Source organism: Nocardioides oceani, from assembly GCF_030412965.1.
GTDB classification, from domain to species: Bacteria; Actinomycetota; Actinomycetes; order Propionibacteriales; family Nocardioidaceae; genus Nocardioides; species Nocardioides oceani.
This window is the reverse complement of record NZ_JAUHJQ010000004.1, coordinates 278,066-292,582: the sequence shown is the minus strand read 5'-3', so window position 1 is coordinate 292,582 and position 14,517 is coordinate 278,066. Positions and strand designations below refer to the sequence as shown.

General features: G+C 71.0%; 19 protein-coding genes. 17 read left to right on the top strand and 2 right to left on the bottom strand.

The features are described from left to right. Window positions 1–2: 2 nt before the first annotated feature. From rplR to rplQ, 16 genes are all read left to right on the top strand, one after another. Window positions 3–386, top strand: a complete 384-nt coding sequence (gene rplR, locus QWY28_RS12680; protein ID WP_300952985.1) for a 50S ribosomal protein L18 — start codon at window positions 3–5, stop codon at window positions 384–386. A gap of 37 nt (window positions 387–423) precedes the next feature. Continuing rightward, window positions 424–1,044 carry a 30S ribosomal protein S5 gene (gene rpsE / locus QWY28_RS12675; RefSeq protein WP_300952923.1) on the top strand — a complete coding sequence of 207 codons (621 nt, stop codon included), beginning with the start codon at window positions 424–426 and terminating at the stop codon, window positions 1,042–1,044. Beyond that, window positions 1,044–1,226: a 50S ribosomal protein L30 gene (gene rpmD, locus QWY28_RS12670; protein ID WP_165228353.1), complete on the top strand. Its 183-nt coding sequence runs from the start codon at window positions 1,044–1,046 to the stop codon at window positions 1,224–1,226. Before rpsE ends, rpmD begins: the two co-directional genes overlap by 1 nt. A 1-nt stretch (window position 1,227) precedes the next feature. Further along, a complete protein-coding gene (gene rplO, locus QWY28_RS12665) occupies window positions 1,228–1,668 on the top strand; it encodes a 50S ribosomal protein L15 (RefSeq protein WP_300952922.1) in 441 nt (146 codons plus the stop codon). Between the two features lie 238 nt (window positions 1,669–1,906). Next, a complete protein-coding gene (gene secY, locus QWY28_RS12660; RefSeq protein ID WP_300952921.1) occupies window positions 1,907–3,202 on the top strand; it encodes a preprotein translocase subunit SecY in 1,296 nt (431 codons plus the stop codon). Beyond that, the gene (locus tag QWY28_RS12655) at window positions 3,199–3,774 is read left to right on the top strand and encodes an adenylate kinase (RefSeq protein ID WP_300952920.1); all 576 of its coding nucleotides are present in this window, start codon (window positions 3,199–3,201) and stop codon (window positions 3,772–3,774) included. Before secY ends, QWY28_RS12655 begins: the two co-directional genes overlap by 4 nt. A 13-nt stretch (window positions 3,775–3,787) precedes the next feature. Further along, window positions 3,788–4,621, top strand: coding sequence for a type I methionyl aminopeptidase (gene map / locus QWY28_RS12650; RefSeq protein ID WP_300952919.1), 834 nt, complete (start codon window positions 3,788–3,790; stop codon window positions 4,619–4,621). A gap of 212 nt (window positions 4,622–4,833) precedes the next feature. Continuing rightward, a complete protein-coding gene (locus QWY28_RS12645; RefSeq protein WP_300952918.1) occupies window positions 4,834–5,826 on the top strand; it encodes a TerC family protein in 993 nt (330 codons plus the stop codon). A gap of 49 nt (window positions 5,827–5,875) precedes the next feature. Next, a complete protein-coding gene (locus QWY28_RS12640; protein WP_300952917.1) occupies window positions 5,876–6,928 on the top strand; it encodes an LLM class flavin-dependent oxidoreductase in 1,053 nt (350 codons plus the stop codon). A gap of 323 nt (window positions 6,929–7,251) precedes the next feature. Next, a complete protein-coding gene (infA, locus tag QWY28_RS12635; protein ID WP_011757309.1) occupies window positions 7,252–7,473 on the top strand; it encodes a translation initiation factor IF-1 in 222 nt (73 codons plus the stop codon). A gap of 25 nt (window positions 7,474–7,498) precedes the next feature. Further along, the gene (gene rpmJ / locus QWY28_RS12630) at window positions 7,499–7,612 is read left to right on the top strand and encodes a 50S ribosomal protein L36 (protein ID WP_056862094.1); all 114 of its coding nucleotides are present in this window, start codon (window positions 7,499–7,501) and stop codon (window positions 7,610–7,612) included. A gap of 180 nt (window positions 7,613–7,792) precedes the next feature. Then, window positions 7,793–8,167, top strand: coding sequence for a 30S ribosomal protein S13 (gene rpsM / locus QWY28_RS12625; RefSeq protein ID WP_300952916.1), 375 nt, complete (start codon window positions 7,793–7,795; stop codon window positions 8,165–8,167). Between the two features lie 62 nt (window positions 8,168–8,229). Continuing rightward, a complete protein-coding gene (rpsK, locus tag QWY28_RS12620) occupies window positions 8,230–8,637 on the top strand; it encodes a 30S ribosomal protein S11 (RefSeq protein ID WP_166195653.1) in 408 nt (135 codons plus the stop codon). Window positions 8,638–8,667: 30 nt separating this feature from the next. Next, window positions 8,668–9,276 (top strand): 30S ribosomal protein S4, encoded by a 609-nt coding sequence (gene rpsD / locus QWY28_RS12615; protein ID WP_300952915.1) that lies wholly within the window; start codon window positions 8,668–8,670, stop codon window positions 9,274–9,276. A 141-nt stretch (window positions 9,277–9,417) separates the two neighbouring features. After that, window positions 9,418–10,434: a DNA-directed RNA polymerase subunit alpha gene (locus QWY28_RS12610; protein WP_300952914.1), complete on the top strand. Its 1,017-nt coding sequence runs from the start codon at window positions 9,418–9,420 to the stop codon at window positions 10,432–10,434. Window positions 10,435–10,747: 313 nt separating this feature from the next. Continuing rightward, complete coding sequence (gene rplQ / locus QWY28_RS12605) at window positions 10,748–11,338, top strand: 50S ribosomal protein L17 (RefSeq protein ID WP_300952913.1); 591 nt, start codon at window positions 10,748–10,750, stop codon at window positions 11,336–11,338. Window positions 11,339–11,437: 99 nt separating this feature from the next. Here rplQ and QWY28_RS12600 read toward each other — a convergent pair whose 3' ends face one another. After that, entirely contained in the window at window positions 11,438–11,791 is a 354-nt protein-coding gene (locus tag QWY28_RS12600; protein WP_300952912.1) for a GntR family transcriptional regulator, read from the bottom strand. Between the two features lie 22 nt (window positions 11,792–11,813). Here QWY28_RS12600 and QWY28_RS12595 point away from each other — a divergent pair, with 22 nt between their 5' ends. Beyond that, on the top strand, window positions 11,814–12,770 hold the full coding sequence (locus QWY28_RS12595) for a carbohydrate kinase family protein (protein WP_300952911.1): 957 nt from the start codon (window positions 11,814–11,816) through the stop codon (window positions 12,768–12,770). A 60-nt stretch (window positions 12,771–12,830) separates the two neighbouring features. Here the strand turns inward: QWY28_RS12595 and QWY28_RS12590 are convergent, their stop codons facing one another. Beyond that, window positions 12,831–14,495 (bottom strand): NAD(P)/FAD-dependent oxidoreductase, encoded by a 1,665-nt coding sequence (locus QWY28_RS12590; protein ID WP_300952910.1) that lies wholly within the window; start codon window positions 14,493–14,495, stop codon window positions 12,831–12,833. Window positions 14,496–14,517 lie beyond the last annotated feature (22 nt).

Below are 14,517 nucleotides of genomic sequence, written 5' to 3'. Positions count from 1 at the left end.
CCATGGCCATCTCGCTCAAGAACAACAAGCACACCGCTGCTCGGGTCAAGTCGCGCCTGCGTCGTCAGGCCCGTGGCCGCAAGAAGGTCGCCGGCTCCGCCGAGCGCCCGCGTCTGGTCGTCACCCGTTCCGCCAAGCACATCACCGTGCAGGTCGTGGACGACAACGTCGGCCAGACCCTCGCGTACGCCTCCACCATGGAGTCGGACCTGCGGGGCTTCGAGGGTGACAAGACCGCCAAGGCCAAGCGCGTCGGCGAGCTCGTCGCCGAGCGGGCCAAGGCGGCCGGTATCGACGGCGTGGTCTTCGACCGCGCCGGCAACAAGTACCACGGTCGCGTCGCGGCCCTGGCCGACGGCGCCCGCGAGGGCGGCCTGACCTTCTGATCGCAAGAGCTGCAAGAGAGAGAAGAGGAACAGTCTCATGAGCGGAGCCCAGCGCAGTCAGCGCGGTGGCGAGCGCCGAGGCAACCGCGACGACCGTCGCGGTGGCCAGGCTGCTGACAAGACCGCCTACATCGAGCGCGTCGTTGCGATCAACCGTGTCGCCAAGGTCGTGAAGGGTGGCCGTCGCTTCAGCTTCACCGCCCTGGTCATCGTCGGTGACGGCGAGGGCCTGGTCGGTGTCGGCTACGGCAAGGCCAAGGAGGTGCCCGCGGCGATCGCCAAGGGTGTCGAGGAGGCGAAGAAGGCTTTCTTCCGCGTCCCCCGCATCCAGGGCACCATCCCCCACCCGGTCCAGGGCGAGAAGGCGGCTGGCGTCGTCATGCTGCGTCCGGCCGCGCCCGGTACCGGCGTCATCGCCGGTGGCCCGGTCCGTGCGGTCCTCGAGTGCGCCGGCATCCACGACATCCTGAGCAAGTCGCTCGGCTCGTCGAACCAGATCAACATCGTCCACGCGACGGTCGAGGCCCTGCGGATGCTCGAGCAGCCCGAGGCCGTCGCCGCGCGGCGTGGCCTGCGGGTCGAGGACGTCGCCCCGGCGGCGCTCCTCAAGGCTCGCCTCGAGGTGCCGGCGGGTGTCTCCGAGGAGGTGTCCTCCTGATGGCGCAGCTGAAGGTCCAGCAGAAGAAGTCCACGATCGGCTGCAAGGCCAACCAGCGCGAGACCCTGCGCACGCTCGGTCTCAAGCGGATTGGCGACGTGGTCGTCAAGGAGGACCGCCCGGAGATCCGCGGCATGGTCCACACCGTCCGTCACCTGGTGACGGTCGAGGAGGTCGACTGACATGACGCTCAAGCTGCACCACCTGCGTCCCGCCCCGGGCGCCAAGACCGCGAAGACCCGTGTGGGTCGCGGTGAGGGCTCCAAGGGCAAGACCGCGGGCCGCGGTACCAAGGGCACCAAGGCCCGCTACCAGGTCCCCTCGGCGTTCGAGGGCGGCCAGATGCCCCTCCACATGCGGCTCCCGAAGCTCAAGGGCTTCAAGAACCCGTTCAAGGTGGAGTTCCAGGTCGTCAACCTCGACCGGCTCGGCGAGCTCTTCCCCGACGGTGGCCAGGTCACCGTCGAGGAGCTCGTCGCCCGCGGCGCCGTCCGCAAGGGCCAGCCGGTCAAGGTGCTCGGCCAGGGCGAGATCTCGGTGAAGGTCGACGTGAGCGCCCAGGCGTTCTCGTCCTCCGCCAAGGAGAAGATCGAGGCTGCAGGCGGCACGACCACCGTCCTGTGATCGTTGTCCCGGGAGGGGCGCGGCGCGACTGCTGTACTCAGCACGCGGGCCGCGCCCCTTCCGCGCATCACCGGGCAGGACGCCGTACGTCGTCGTGCCCGGGCTCGGACCGCTCGGTCCCGTTCCACCCCACGTCCCGTGCACCCCGGTCGGGACCGTGGCAGCGTCACCTGCCTGTTAGGCTTCCGGGGCTCGCCGGTCGCCGGGAGGCGGCTCCAGCAGGGAAAAGAGGAACTTCGTGCTCAGCGCGTTCGTGAACGCATTCCGGACTCCGGACCTGCGGCGCAAGCTGCTCTTCGTCCTGATGATCGTGGCGATCTTCAGGCTCGGGTCGCAGATCCCCGCTCCCGGGGTGAACGTCGCCAACGTCCAGTCCTGCATCGACCAGGTCGAGGACAACAGCGTCTACAACCTGATCAACCTGTTCTCAGGCGGGGCGCTCCTCCAGCTGACGATCTTCGCGCTGGGGATCATGCCCTACATCACCGCCAGCATCATCCTGCAGCTGCTCGTCGTGGTCATCCCACGGCTCGAGGCGCTGAAGAAGGAGGGCCAGGCGGGCCAGACCAAGATCACGCAGTACACCCGGTACCTGACGCTGGGCCTCGCGGTCCTCCAGGCCACCGGCATCGTGGCGCTCGCCCGCTCGGGCAACCTGCTCCAGGGCTGCACCGAGCCGCTCCTGCACAGCAACGCCACCGGCACCTTCCTGGTCCTGGTCGTCACCATGACGGCCGGCACGGCGGTCATCATGTGGCTCGGTGAGCTCATCACCGAGCGCGGCGTCGGCAACGGCATGTCGATCCTGATCTTCACCCAGGTCGTCGCGACCTTCCCGGCCTCGATGTGGGACGTCCAGAAGCAGCAGGGCTGGTGGATCTTCGGCATCGTCACCGTCGTCGGTCTCGTGATCGTCGCCGCGGTCATCTTCATCGAGCAGGCGCAGCGCCGGATCCCGGTGCAGTACGCCCGCCGGATGGTGGGTCGCAAGATGTTCGGCGGCAGCTCGACCTACATCCCGCTCAAGGTGAACCAGGCCGGCATCATCCCGGTCATCTTCGCCTCGTCGCTGCTCTACCTGCCGGCGATGGCGGTGCAGTTCAACCAGAACGCCGACTCCGCGGTGATCCGCTGGATCAACAAGTACTTCGTGACGGGGGACAACCCGCTCTACATGGCGGTCTTCTTCCTGCTCATCGTCTTCTTCACCTACTTCTACGTGTCGATCACCTTCAACCCGACCGAGGTGGCCGACAACATGAAGAAGTACGGCGGCTTCATCCCCGGGATCCGGGCGGGCAAGCCGACCGAGGACTACCTGTCCTACGTCCTGTCCCGCATCACGCTGCCCGGCGCGGTCTACCTCGGTCTGATCGCGTTGATCCCGCTGATCGCCCTGGTGCTCATCAACGCCAACCAGAACTTCCCCTTCGGCGGCACGTCGATCCTGATCATGGTCGGCGTCGCCCTGGACACGGTGAAGCAGATCGAGAGCCAGCTGCAGCAGCGCAACTACGAAGGGTTCCTCCGTTGAGGCTGATCTTGATGGGCCCCCCGGGTGCCGGCAAGGGCACCCAGGCGAAGTTCGTCGCCGAGCACTTCGGCATCCCGGCGATCTCGACCGGCGACATCTTCCGCGCGAACGTCTCGCAGGGCACCGAGCTCGGCGTCGAGGCCAAGCGCTACATGGACGCGGGGGAGTACGTCCCCGACGAGGTCACCAACCGGATGGTCCGCAACCGGATCGACGAGGAGGACGCCAAGCCCGGCTTCCTGCTCGACGGCTACCCGCGCACGCTCGCGCAGGTCGAGGAGCTCGACGGGATGATCGGGTTCACCGGTCACTCCCTCGACGCGGTGGTCTGCCTGACCGTCGACGCCGACGAGATCGTGCAGCGGCTGCTGCAGCGCGCCCAGGTCGAGGGTCGCGCCGACGACACCGAGGACGTCATCAGGCGTCGCCAGGAGGTGTACGTCGAGCAGACCGAGCCGCTCATCGAGGTCTACCGCGGGCGCGGCATCCTCGTCGAGGTCGACGGCATGGGCGAGGTCGACGACGTCACCAAGCGGATCTTCGACGCGCTCGACGACGTACCCGAGTCCTGACGGAGGCCGGCTGATGGGCCTGCGCGACCGGGGCGTCGAGATCAAGACCCCCGAGCAGATCGCCTCGATGCGTCGGGCCGGGCTGGTGGTGGGGGAGACCCTCGAGCTGCTGCGCGCCAGCGTGCGCGCGGGGATCACCACGCGCGAGCTCGACGCGATCGCGGAGGACAACATCCGCTCCTCGGGCGCGACCCCGTCGTTCCTGGGCTACCACGGCTTCCCGGGCTCGATCTGCGCCTCGGTCAACGACGAGGTCGTCCACGGCATCCCGGGTGACCGGGTGCTCGCGGACGGCGACGTGGTCTCGATCGACTGCGGCGCGATCATCCCCGACGACTCCGGGCAGGGCTGGCACGGCGACGCCGCGATCACCGTCGCGGTGGGCGAGGTGCCGGCCGACGTCACCGAGCTGATGCGGGTGACCGAGGAGGCGATGTGGCGCGGGATCGCGGCCGCCCGGCTCGGGGGGCGGGTCACCGACATCTCCCACGCGGTCGAGCAGCACGTGCGCTCCCAGGGTGACTACGGGATCCTCGAGGACTACACCGGCCACGGGATCGGCTCGGCCATGCACCAGCCGCCGGACGTCCCGAACTACGGCCGCGCCGGTCGCGGCCCCAAGCTGGTCCGCGGGCTCGCGCTCGCGGTCGAGCCGATGGTGACCCTGGGTGGCAAGGACGTCTCGACCCTGGCGGACGACTGGACCGTCGTGACCGACGACGGCAGCCGGGCCGCCCACTTCGAGCACACCTTCACCCTCACCGAGGCCGGCGCGTGGGTGCTCACCGCCCTCGACGGCGGCGAGGCGGCGCTCACCGCGCTCGGCGTCCCCTTCGGCGGCCGCTGACCCCCGACCGGCCGGCACCCCCGGGTGGCGCGGCCCGCGGATGGGTAACGGGCGTCGAGCCCGTGCGAGGATGTGCCCCGCAGGGGGGAGTATTCCTTCGCCGCGGTCTCGTCAGCACGTCCGGTGATCCGAACCGGTCCGGGACCGTGGGTCGCAGCCGCGGCGGAAGAGACCTCTGACGCTTCGTCATCCGCCTGACCAGGAGGAACCCTGTGGAAGTCTCCGCCCTCGAGTGGGGCATCACGATCGGCGTCACCGTCGCGGTGCTGCTCTTCGACGTCATCGTCATCGCCCGCCGGCCGCACGAGCCCTCGTTGCGCGAGTGCACGGTCTACCTCAGCGTCTACGTCGGCGCGGCCGTCGTCTTCGGCGCCTGGGTGTGGCTGTTCCACGGGCACGACTTCGGCATCGAGTTCTACACCGGCTGGTTGGTGGAGTACTCCTTGTCGGTCGACAACCTCTTCGTCTTCATCGTGCTGATGTCGGCGCTCGCGGTCCCGCGGAAGTACCAGCAGGAAGCCCTCATGGTGGGCATCATCCTCGCGCTGATCTTCCGGGCGATCTTCATCGCCGTGGGCTACCAGCTGGTCGAGAACTTCTCGTGGGTCTTCTACATCTTCGGCGCGTTCCTCATCTACACCGCGATCAGCCTGGTGCGCAGCTACCGGGGCGGCGAGGAGGAGCACCCCGAGGAGAACCGCCTGGTGACCTTCGCCCAGCGGCGCCTCAACGTCGGCGAGGACTACCGCGGCCTGACGTTGTGGTGGAAGGAGAACGGCGTCCGCGTCGTCTCCCCGATGCTGATCGTCATCCTCGCGCTCGGCGCCACCGACATCATGTTCGCGCTGGACTCGATCCCCGCGATCTTCGGCATCACCCAGGAGCCGTACCTCGTCTTCACCGCGAACGTCTTCGCGCTGATGGGCCTGCGCCAGCTCTACTTCCTGCTCGGCGGCCTGCTCCAGCGGCTCGTCTACCTCTCGCTGGGCCTGGCGTTCATCCTGGCCTGGATCGGCGTGAAGCTGATCATCCACGCCCTGCACGAGGGCCACGTGATCGGCTTCGAGGTGCCCACGCTCGCGAGCCTCGGCGTCATCATCGTGACCCTGGCGCTCACGGCGTGGCTCAGCCTCGCCAAGACCCGCCGTGACGAGCGCGCGGAGATGACCGCCTCCAACCCGCCGGCGCCCAAGCCGTCGGAGTGAACCAGGCCTGACCGGAATAGGGCGGGGCGGGGTCGGCGTTCCCCGGGGGATGACCGACCACCGCCCCGCCCTGTCCGTGCTCGACCTCGTCCCGGTCCGCAGCGACCAGACGACCGGCGACGCCCTGCGCGCCTCGACCGCCCTGGCCCGGACCGCCGACCGGCTGGGCTACCGGCGCTACTGGGTGGCCGAGCACCACAACATGGCCGCGGTCGCCGCGACCAACCCGCCGGTGCTCATCGGGATGCTCGCCGCCGCCACCGAGCGGATCCGGGTCGGCTCAGGCGGCGTGATGCTGCCCAACCACGCGCCGCTCGTCGTCGCCGAGCAGTTCGCGCTGCTCGAGGCGGCCTTTCCCGGCCGGATCGACCTCGGCATCGGGCGGGCGCCCGGCACGGACCCGGTGACCAGCTGGGCGCTGCGCCACGGCGCCGGCGGCGTCACCGACGAGGCGGTCACCCGCTTCCCGGAGTACGTCGACAACGTGCTGGCGATGATGGACGCCGCGGGTGTGGGCATCGCCGTCCAGGGCCTGACCCACGAGCTGCGGGCGACCCCGGCGGCCACGTCGGCGCCGACGATCTGGCTGCTCGGCTCCTCCGACTACTCCGCGCGCCTGGCCGCGGAGAAGGGCATGCCCTACGTCTTCGCCCACCACTTCTCCGGGCAGGGGACCGCCGAGGCGCTCGAGCTCTACCGGAGCACCTTCCGGCCCTCGCCGGAGCTGGAGCGGCCGCAGACCTTCCTCACCGTCAACGCCGTCGTGGCCGACGACGCCGAGGAGGCGCGCCGCCTCGCGCTGCCCCAGCTGCAGATGATGCTCGCGCTGCGCACGGGCCAGCCGCTCGGCCGCGGCCGGCTCGTCGAGGAGGCCGAGAAGGTCCAGGCCGAGATGCCGCCCGCGCACCAGCAGCTCATGGACGCGATGGCCGAGCGATGGGTGATCGGCGGACCGGAGGAGTCGCGGGGCCGGCTGTCGGAGCTCGCGGCGACGTACGGCGTCGACGAGGTGATGGTGGCCCCGGTCGCTGCGGCGTACGTCGGCACCGAGCCCGGCGCCAGCCCGGCGCGCGAGCGCACGCTCGAGCTCCTCGCCGACTGAGACGTCCCCGGGCGGCACGCCCGGGGGAGTGCGCACCACCCCACACGGATTCGTGTTATGGGGCGCGGTGCGCCTAGACTGCAACGTCGGCCCAACGTGGGTCTGTTTCGTGGTGCCTCGCGGCTGCCCGGAGCTCGCGGACGTCCCGCTCCTCGGAGCGCTCGTCCGCGCGTGCCGGGAAGAGGACCACGGACGGCCGCACGAGGTCCACCGGCACGCTGGCGACAGCGGGCCGGAGGTTCCCGGGCCACCCGCAGGCGGCCCGCGCCGCCCGCGGTGCAACGACACGGTGGACGACCGACCGACAACAGATTGTGGAGGACATGCCGAAGAAAGAAGGCGTGATCGAGATCGAGGGCACCGTCGTGGAGGCCCTGCCCAACGCCATGTTCCGCGTCGAGCTGAGCAACGGCCACAAGGTTCTCGCCCACATCAGCGGCAAGATGCGCCAGCACTACATCCGGATCCTCCCCGAGGACCGCGTGGTGGTGGAGCTCTCGCCGTACGACCTCACGCGGGGTCGCATCGTCTACCGCTACAAGTAGCCAGCCGAGAACGAAGGGGCCTCACATGAAGGTCAACCCGAGCGTCAAGAAGATCTGCGACAAGTGCCAGGTGATCCGTCGCCACGGCCGCGTCATGGTCATCTGCGAGAACCCTCGCCACAAGCAGCGCCAGGGCTGAGCACACCGCCCAGCCTGGCTGCAGCCGGCCTCCGGGCCCGGCACAACTGAACACCACAACGTGATCGCTCACCCGCCGTCCCGGCGGGTCAACCACCTCCGGTGCAGAGGCCGGAGCCTGGTCAGCACGACCAGGGCGCGACACGACCGACACCTCTGCGGAACAGCAAAGGAACGCCACATGGCACGCCTCGTTGGTGTGGACCTCCCGCGCGACAAGCGCATCGAGATCGCACTCACCTACATCTACGGCATCGGCCGTACCCGCTCCCAGCAGCTGCTCGCGGCCACCGGGGTCAACCCGAACACCCGCGTCCACGAGCTGGGGGACGAGGAGCTGGTCAAGCTCCGCGACGAGATCGAAGCCAACTTCAAGATCGAGGGTGACCTCCGTCGCGAGGTCCAGGCTGACATCCGCCGCAAGATCGAGATCGGCAGCTACCAGGGTCGCCGCCACCGCATGGGCCTCCCGGTCCGCGGTCAGCGCACCAAGACCAACGCGCGCACCCGCAAGGGTCCCAAGCGCACGGTTGCCGGCAAGAAGAAGGCCAAGTGATCCGACGCCTCGGCGTCGCACTGCCCTCGACCTCACAGACCAGCTAACTCAGGAGATACTGCATGCCTCCCAAGAGCCGCACCGCGGCCGGCGCCAAGAAGGTGCGCCGCAAGGAGAAGAAGAACGTCGCCCAGGGCGAGGCCCACATCAAGAGCACGTTCAACAACACCATCGTCACCATCACCGACCCCACCGGCGCGGTGATCTCGTGGGCCTCGGCCGGCACCGTCGGCTTCAAGGGCTCGCGCAAGTCCACCCCGTTCGCCGCGCAGATGGCCGCCGAGGCCGCCGGTCGTCGGGCGATGGAGCACGGCATGAAGAAGATCGACGTCTTCGTCAAGGGCCCGGGCTCGGGCCGCGAGACGGCGATCCGGTCCCTGGGTGCGATCGGCCTCGAGGTCGGCACCATCCAGGACGTCACGCCCGCTCCCCACAACGGCTGCCGCCCGCCCAAGCGCCGCCGCGTCTGATCGCCCGCTGAGAACAGGAGACTTTGAGAAATGGCCCGTTACACCGGCCCCATGACCCGGAAGTCGCGCCGTCTCGGCGTCGACCTCGTCGGCGGTGACGGCGCGTTCGAGCGTCGTCCCTACCCCCCCGGCCAGCACGGCCGCGGCCGCATCAAGGAGAGCGAGTACCTCCTGCAGCTGCGCGAGAAGCAGAAGGCGCGCTTCACGTACGGCGTGATGGAGAAGCAGTTCCACAACTACTACACCGAGGCCTCGCGTCGCTCCGGCAAGACCGGCGACAACCTGCTCCAGCTGCTGGAGTGCCGCCTCGACAACGTGGTGTACCGCGCCGGGTTCGCCCGCACCCGCCGCCACGCCCGCCAGCTGGTCGTCCACGGCCACTTCCGGGTCAACGGCAAGAAGGTCGACATCCCGTCGTACCAGGTCAGCGCCCACGACGTCATCGACGTCCGGGAGAAGTCCCTCGAGATGACCCCGTTCATCGTGGCCCGGGAGACCCACGGCGAGCGCGTCGTCCCCGCGTGGCTCGAGGCGCTCCCGAACCGGATGCGGATCCTCGTCCACCAGGTGCCGGTCCGGGCGCAGATCGACATCCCGGTCCAGGAGCAGCTGATCGTCGAGTTCTACTCGAAGAAGTAACGCGCAGGGGGCTCCCCCCCTCGCACCCACCCGTCCGGGACCCGCCACCAGGTGGGTCCCGGACGTGGCCGCACCACAGCCTTCCGCCAACAGATGTTCGGGCCCGTCATATAGCGGGTGGGCCCGGAAAGGAAACCACCAGTGCTGATCGCACAGCGCCCCACCCTGTCGGAAGAGTCCGTCGACGAGTTCCGCTCGCGGTTCGTGATCGAGCCGCTGGAGCCCGGCTTCGGCTACACCCTCGGCAACTCGCTGCGCCGTACCCTCCTCTCCTCGATCCCCGGTGCCTCGGTCACGAGCATCAAGATCGACAGCGTCCTCCACGAGTTCTCGACCATCGAGGGCGTCAAGGAGGACGTCACGGAGATCATCCTCAACCTCAAGGGCCTCGTCGTCTCCTCCGAGCACGACGAGCCGGTCACCATGTACCTGCGCAAGTCCGGTGCCGGTGACGTCACCGCCGCCGACATCGCGCCGCCGGCCGGCGTCGAGGTGCACAACCCGGACCTGAAGATCGCGACCCTGTCCGACACCGGCAAGCTCGAGATGGAGCTCGTCGTCGAGCGCGGCCGCGGCTACGTCTCGGCCGTGCAGAACAAGGGTGCCGACAACGAGATCGGCCGCATGCCGGTCGACTCGATCTACAGCCCCGTGCTGAAGGTGACCTACAAGGTCGAGGCCACCCGAGTCGAGCAGCGCACCGACTTCGACAAGCTCGTCATCGACGTCGAGACCAAGCCGTCGATCCGTCCCCGCGACGCGATCGCCTCGGCCGGCAAGACCCTCGTCGAGCTCTTCGGCCTCGCCCGTGAGCTCAACGTCGAGGCCGAGGGCATCGACATCGGCCCGTCGCCCGTCGACGAGCAGCTCGCCGCCGACCTCGCCCTCCCGGTCGAGGACCTGCAGCTGACCGTCCGGTCCTACAACTGCCTCAAGCGCGAGGGCATCCACACCGTGGGTGAGCTCATCAGCCGCTCGGAGCAGGACCTGCTCGACATCCGCAACTTCGGCGCCAAGTCGATCGACGAGGTCAAGGCCAAGCTGGTCGAGATGGGCCTGTCCCTCAAGGACAGCGCGCCCGGCTTCGACCCCAGCGCCGCCCTCGCGGCGTACGGCGACGACGACGACGACGCGTTCGTCGAGGACGAGCAGTACTGAGCTGGATGGCGGGAGCGTGTCGCCAGTGGGACGTCGTCCCACGCGGCTTCGCCGCCGGGCGACACGCTGCCCCGCCGCAGTCGACGTCCGCTTCGGTGCAGGTCGGTTGGCGGCTCACGAGCCGCCACCTCGGCTGACCGAGGTGGACCCCGCCGCAGTTGACGTCCGCTTCGGTGCAGGTCGGTTGGCGGCTCACGAGCCGCCACCTCGGCTGACCGAGGTGGGTAGCACCATCTGAGAACTGACCGGGGGCGAACCCGCCCGCGGCCTACTACCCCGGTACCTGGTACGGCCGGGGAGGAACGAGAGAGACATGCCGAAGCCCACCAAGGGTCCCCGCCTCGGCGGCGGCCCGGCGCACCAGCGCCTCATCCTGTCGAACCTGGCCACCCAGCTCTTCGAGCACGGCCGGATCGTCACGACCGAGGCGAAGGCGCGCGCCCTGCGCCCGCACGCCGAGAAGCTGATCACCAAGGCGAAGAAGGGCGACCTGCACAACCGCCGCGAGGTCCTCAAGACCATCCGCGACAAGTCGGTCGTCCACACCCTCTTCACCGAGATCGCCCCGACCTTCTCCGAGCGTCCCGGCGGCTACACCCGGATCACCAAGATCGGCCCCCGCAAGGGCGACAACGCCCCCATGGCGGTCATCGAGCTGGTGACCGAGGCCTACGCCCCGTCGGCCCCGAAGGCCAAGGCCGCCCCGGCCGCCGCCCCGGCGCCCGCCGAGGAGACCGTCTCGGAGGACACCGCCGCCGAGACCGGCCCCACCGAGCTCGCCGAGGAGGCCTCCCCCGAGGAGAGCGTCGTCGCCGAGGAGGAGACCGAGCTCACCGAGCCCGTCTCCGAGGAGGCCGCCGAGGCCGAGGCAGCTGCGGAGTCCGAGGACGACACCAAGGCCTGATCCGGCCCGCAGCGCTCCACCCGCACCACCACCGACCCGCCCGGTCCTCCGGGCGGGTCGGTCGCATTCACCGGGCGCGTCAGCGCCGCCGGGGCCGGGTCACCAGTCGCGCTCGACCAGGCGGACCGCCTCGGGGAGCGTCAGCCCCGCGCGGCGGGCGGCGGCGACGTACGCCCGGGCGGCCTCCTCGGCGGCGGGCGTGCCGGCGCCGGCCGTGGACGCCACGAACGTGCCGCGCCGGCCCTCGGTGACCACGACCCCGTCGGACTCCAGGGCGCGGTAGGCCTTCGCGACCGTGTTGACCGCGAGGCCGAGGCCGGCCGCCACCGCCCGCACGGTCGGCAGGCGGGTCCCGGCCGGCAGGCTGCCGTCGGCGACGCGGCCCGCGAGCTGCGCGCGGAGCTGCTCGAAGGGCGGCGTGGGGTCCTCGGCGTCCAGCGGGTGCACCTGCATGGCGTCACCCTAGGGTGGCGCCATGGAGGCAGCAGCCGGACAGACCGCGCAGACCGCGCAGACCGGGCAGGACGGGCGGGACGTGCTGGTCGTGGGCGAGTCGCTCGTCGACGTGGTGCGAGGGCCTGACGGCACCACCCGCGAGCACGCCGGCGGCAGCGCCGCGAACGTCGCGGTGGCGCTCGCCCGGCTCGGGCGGCCGGTGCGGTTCGCGACGGCGTACGCCGAGGACGAGCGGGGCGCGCTCGTCGCCCGGCACCTGGCGGCGGCGGGCGTGGAGCTGGCGACCGACCCGGCGGTGGTCGCGCGGACGTCGACGGCCCTGGCGACGATCGGGACGGGTGGTGCGGCGACGTACGAGTTCGACCTGTCCTGGGAGCTCGGCCCGGTCACGGACGAGCCCGCCCCGCTGCACGTCCACACCTGCTCGCTGGGCGCGGTCGTCGCCCCCGGGGCCGAGGACGTCGCGGCGCTGCTCCGGCGGCTGCGCGACCGCGCCACGGTGACCTACGACGTCAACGCCCGGCCGGCGGTGACCGGCACCGGCGCGGACGTCGTCGCGCGCGTGGAGCGGGTGGCCGCCCTGGCCGACCTGGTCAAGGCCAGCGACGAGGATCTCGCCGCCCTCTGGCCGGACCTGGACGAGGCGTCCGCGGTGGCGCACCTGCTCGCGCTCGGGCCGGCGGCGGTGGTGGTCACCCGCGGCGCCGAGGGAGCGGCCTGGACCACCGGGCGGTGCTCGGTGGAGGTGGCCTCGCTGCCGGTGGAGGTGGCGGACACGATCGGCGCGGGCGACACCTTCGGGGCCGCGCTCGTCGACGCGCTGTGGGAGCGCGGGCTGCTCGGCGCGGACCGGCGCGAGGAGCTCGCCGGGGTCGCGGAGGACGTCGTGGCCGAGGTGCTGGAGCACGCCGCCCGGGCGGCCGCGGTCACCGTGTCGCGGCCGGGTGCGGACCCGCCGTACCGCCACGAGCTCTGAGGTCGGCTCTGAGGTCGGCTCTGAGGCGGCTCGGAGCCGGCTCGGCCCGGGCGCGGTGGGTCAGGGCGCCAGCCACTGGTGCACGAGCGGCACCACCGACGCGCCCTCGCCGCTGGCGGCGGCCACCCGCTTCATCGAGCCGGCGCGGATGTCGCCGGCCGCGAAGACGCCGGGCACCGTGGTGGCGAGGTTGGCCGGCGGCAGGCCGTCGTGCCAGCGCTCCTTGGGCACGTCGCGGCCGGTGAGCACGAAACCCCGGTCGTCACGGGCGACCTCGGCCGGGAGCCAGTCGCACTGCGGCTCGGCGCCGAGGAGGAGGAACAGGCCGCCCACCTCGCGCCGGTGGAGCGTGCCGTCGCGGGTGTCGCGGACCTCGATCCACTCCAGCCGTCCGTCGCCGCCGCCGTCGACGACCTCGCTGCAGGTCGCCACGGTGATCCGAGGGTTGTAGGCGATCTCCCCGACGAGGTACTGCGACATCGTCTCGGCCAGGCCGGGCCGGCGCACCAGCACCGTGACCGAGCGCGCGAACCGGGAGAGGTGCACGGCGGCCTGGCCGGCGGAGTTGCCGCCGCCGACGACCACGACGTCCTGGTCCTCCATCTCCCGGGCGGCGGTCATCGCGGCGCCGTAGAAGACGCCGCTGCCGACCAGCTGCTCCAGCGGCTCGACCCGCAGCTTGCGGTAGGCCACCCCGGTCGAGACGACCACCGCACGCGCGGCGACGTCGCCTCCGTCGGTGCGGACCAGGTGCGGACGCTCGGCGTCCCCCGGCACGAGGCCGTGGACGGTCCACCCGGTGACGAAGCGGGTGCCGAAGCGCAGCGCCTGGTTGCGGGCCCGCTGGGCCAGCCGCATCCCCGAGATGCCGCGGGGGAAGCCGAGGTAGTTGCGGATCATCGAGCTGGTGCCGGCCTGCCCGCCGATAGCCTCCGCCTCCAGCACGACGCACGAGAGGCCCTCGGACGCGGCGTACACCGCCGTCGCGAGGCCCGCCGGGCCGCCGCCGACCACGCACACGTCGACGGTGCCGGTGACGTCGAGGTCGCTCGGTGCGCCGTAGAGGCTCATCGCCACGGTGCGCACGGTGGCGTCCTCGACGACCGGTCGCTCCGGCGCCCAGACGAGGGGGTACGCCGGCGGGTCGGCGCCCTCGGCCGGGTCGCCGAGGAGGTGGCGCGCCACCGGGTCGTCGGGGTGGTAGACGCGGCTGGCCATGCCCATCCGGTCGAGGAAGTCGCGGATCGCGAGGACCCGGCCGTCGCGGACCGGGCTGATGATCTTCGCCGAGACCACCTCCGGCTCGGCGATGGTGGCGCCCCAGTCGCTGAGCAGGTCGGTGACGGCGTGGTGGAACTCCTCGTCGCGCGTGCCGCGCGGCATGAGCAGGTAGGCGTCGTACTTGCCCTTGGCCATGCCGGCGCGCAGGCCGGGGGCGTCGGCGAGGAACCGGTCCCAGTGCGCGGCGATCATCCGGCGGGCGTTGGGCACGACGCCGCGCCAGCGGTGGAACGCCTCGAGGACGTGGCAGTCGGGGAGGACGGACTCGGCGACGTACATCGCCACGGTCCCGCCGCCCGCGACGACCTCGCGGGAGACCTCCTCGGCCTCCGCGCAGCTACGGGCGCACCGCACGTCGTACTCGCGCTGGTAGCGCCCGAAGGCGTCCTGCAGGTCGTCGGTGTGGTGCTCGGAGACGAGGACGATCGCGGGGGCTGCGCTCACGCGCACAGCGTACGGAAGGATG

Coding starts and splice junctions, on each gene's coding strand:
- rplR (WP_300952985.1), top strand. CDS start 3: ATGGCCATCTCGCTCAAGAACAACAAGCACACCGCTGCTCGGGTCAAG.
- rpsE (WP_300952923.1), top strand. CDS start 424: ATGAGCGGAGCCCAGCGCAGTCAGCGCGGTGGCGAGCGCCGAGGCAAC.
- rpmD (WP_165228353.1), top strand. CDS start 1,044: ATGGCGCAGCTGAAGGTCCAGCAGAAGAAGTCCACGATCGGCTGCAAG.
- rplO (WP_300952922.1), top strand. CDS start 1,228: ATGACGCTCAAGCTGCACCACCTGCGTCCCGCCCCGGGCGCCAAGACC.
- map (WP_300952919.1), top strand. CDS start 3,788: ATGGGCCTGCGCGACCGGGGCGTCGAGATCAAGACCCCCGAGCAGATC.
- QWY28_RS12640 (WP_300952917.1), top strand. CDS start 5,876: ATGACCGACCACCGCCCCGCCCTGTCCGTGCTCGACCTCGTCCCGGTC.
- infA (WP_011757309.1), top strand. CDS start 7,252: ATGCCGAAGAAAGAAGGCGTGATCGAGATCGAGGGCACCGTCGTGGAG.
- rpmJ (WP_056862094.1), top strand. CDS start 7,499: ATGAAGGTCAACCCGAGCGTCAAGAAGATCTGCGACAAGTGCCAGGTG.
- rpsM (WP_300952916.1), top strand. CDS start 7,793: ATGGCACGCCTCGTTGGTGTGGACCTCCCGCGCGACAAGCGCATCGAG.
- rpsK (WP_166195653.1), top strand. CDS start 8,230: ATGCCTCCCAAGAGCCGCACCGCGGCCGGCGCCAAGAAGGTGCGCCGC.
- rpsD (WP_300952915.1), top strand. CDS start 8,668: ATGGCCCGTTACACCGGCCCCATGACCCGGAAGTCGCGCCGTCTCGGC.
- rplQ (WP_300952913.1), top strand. CDS start 10,748: ATGCCGAAGCCCACCAAGGGTCCCCGCCTCGGCGGCGGCCCGGCGCAC.
- QWY28_RS12600 (WP_300952912.1), bottom strand. CDS start 11,791: ATGCAGGTGCACCCGCTGGACGCCGAGGACCCCACGCCGCCCTTCGAG.
- QWY28_RS12595 (WP_300952911.1), top strand. CDS start 11,814: ATGGAGGCAGCAGCCGGACAGACCGCGCAGACCGCGCAGACCGGGCAG.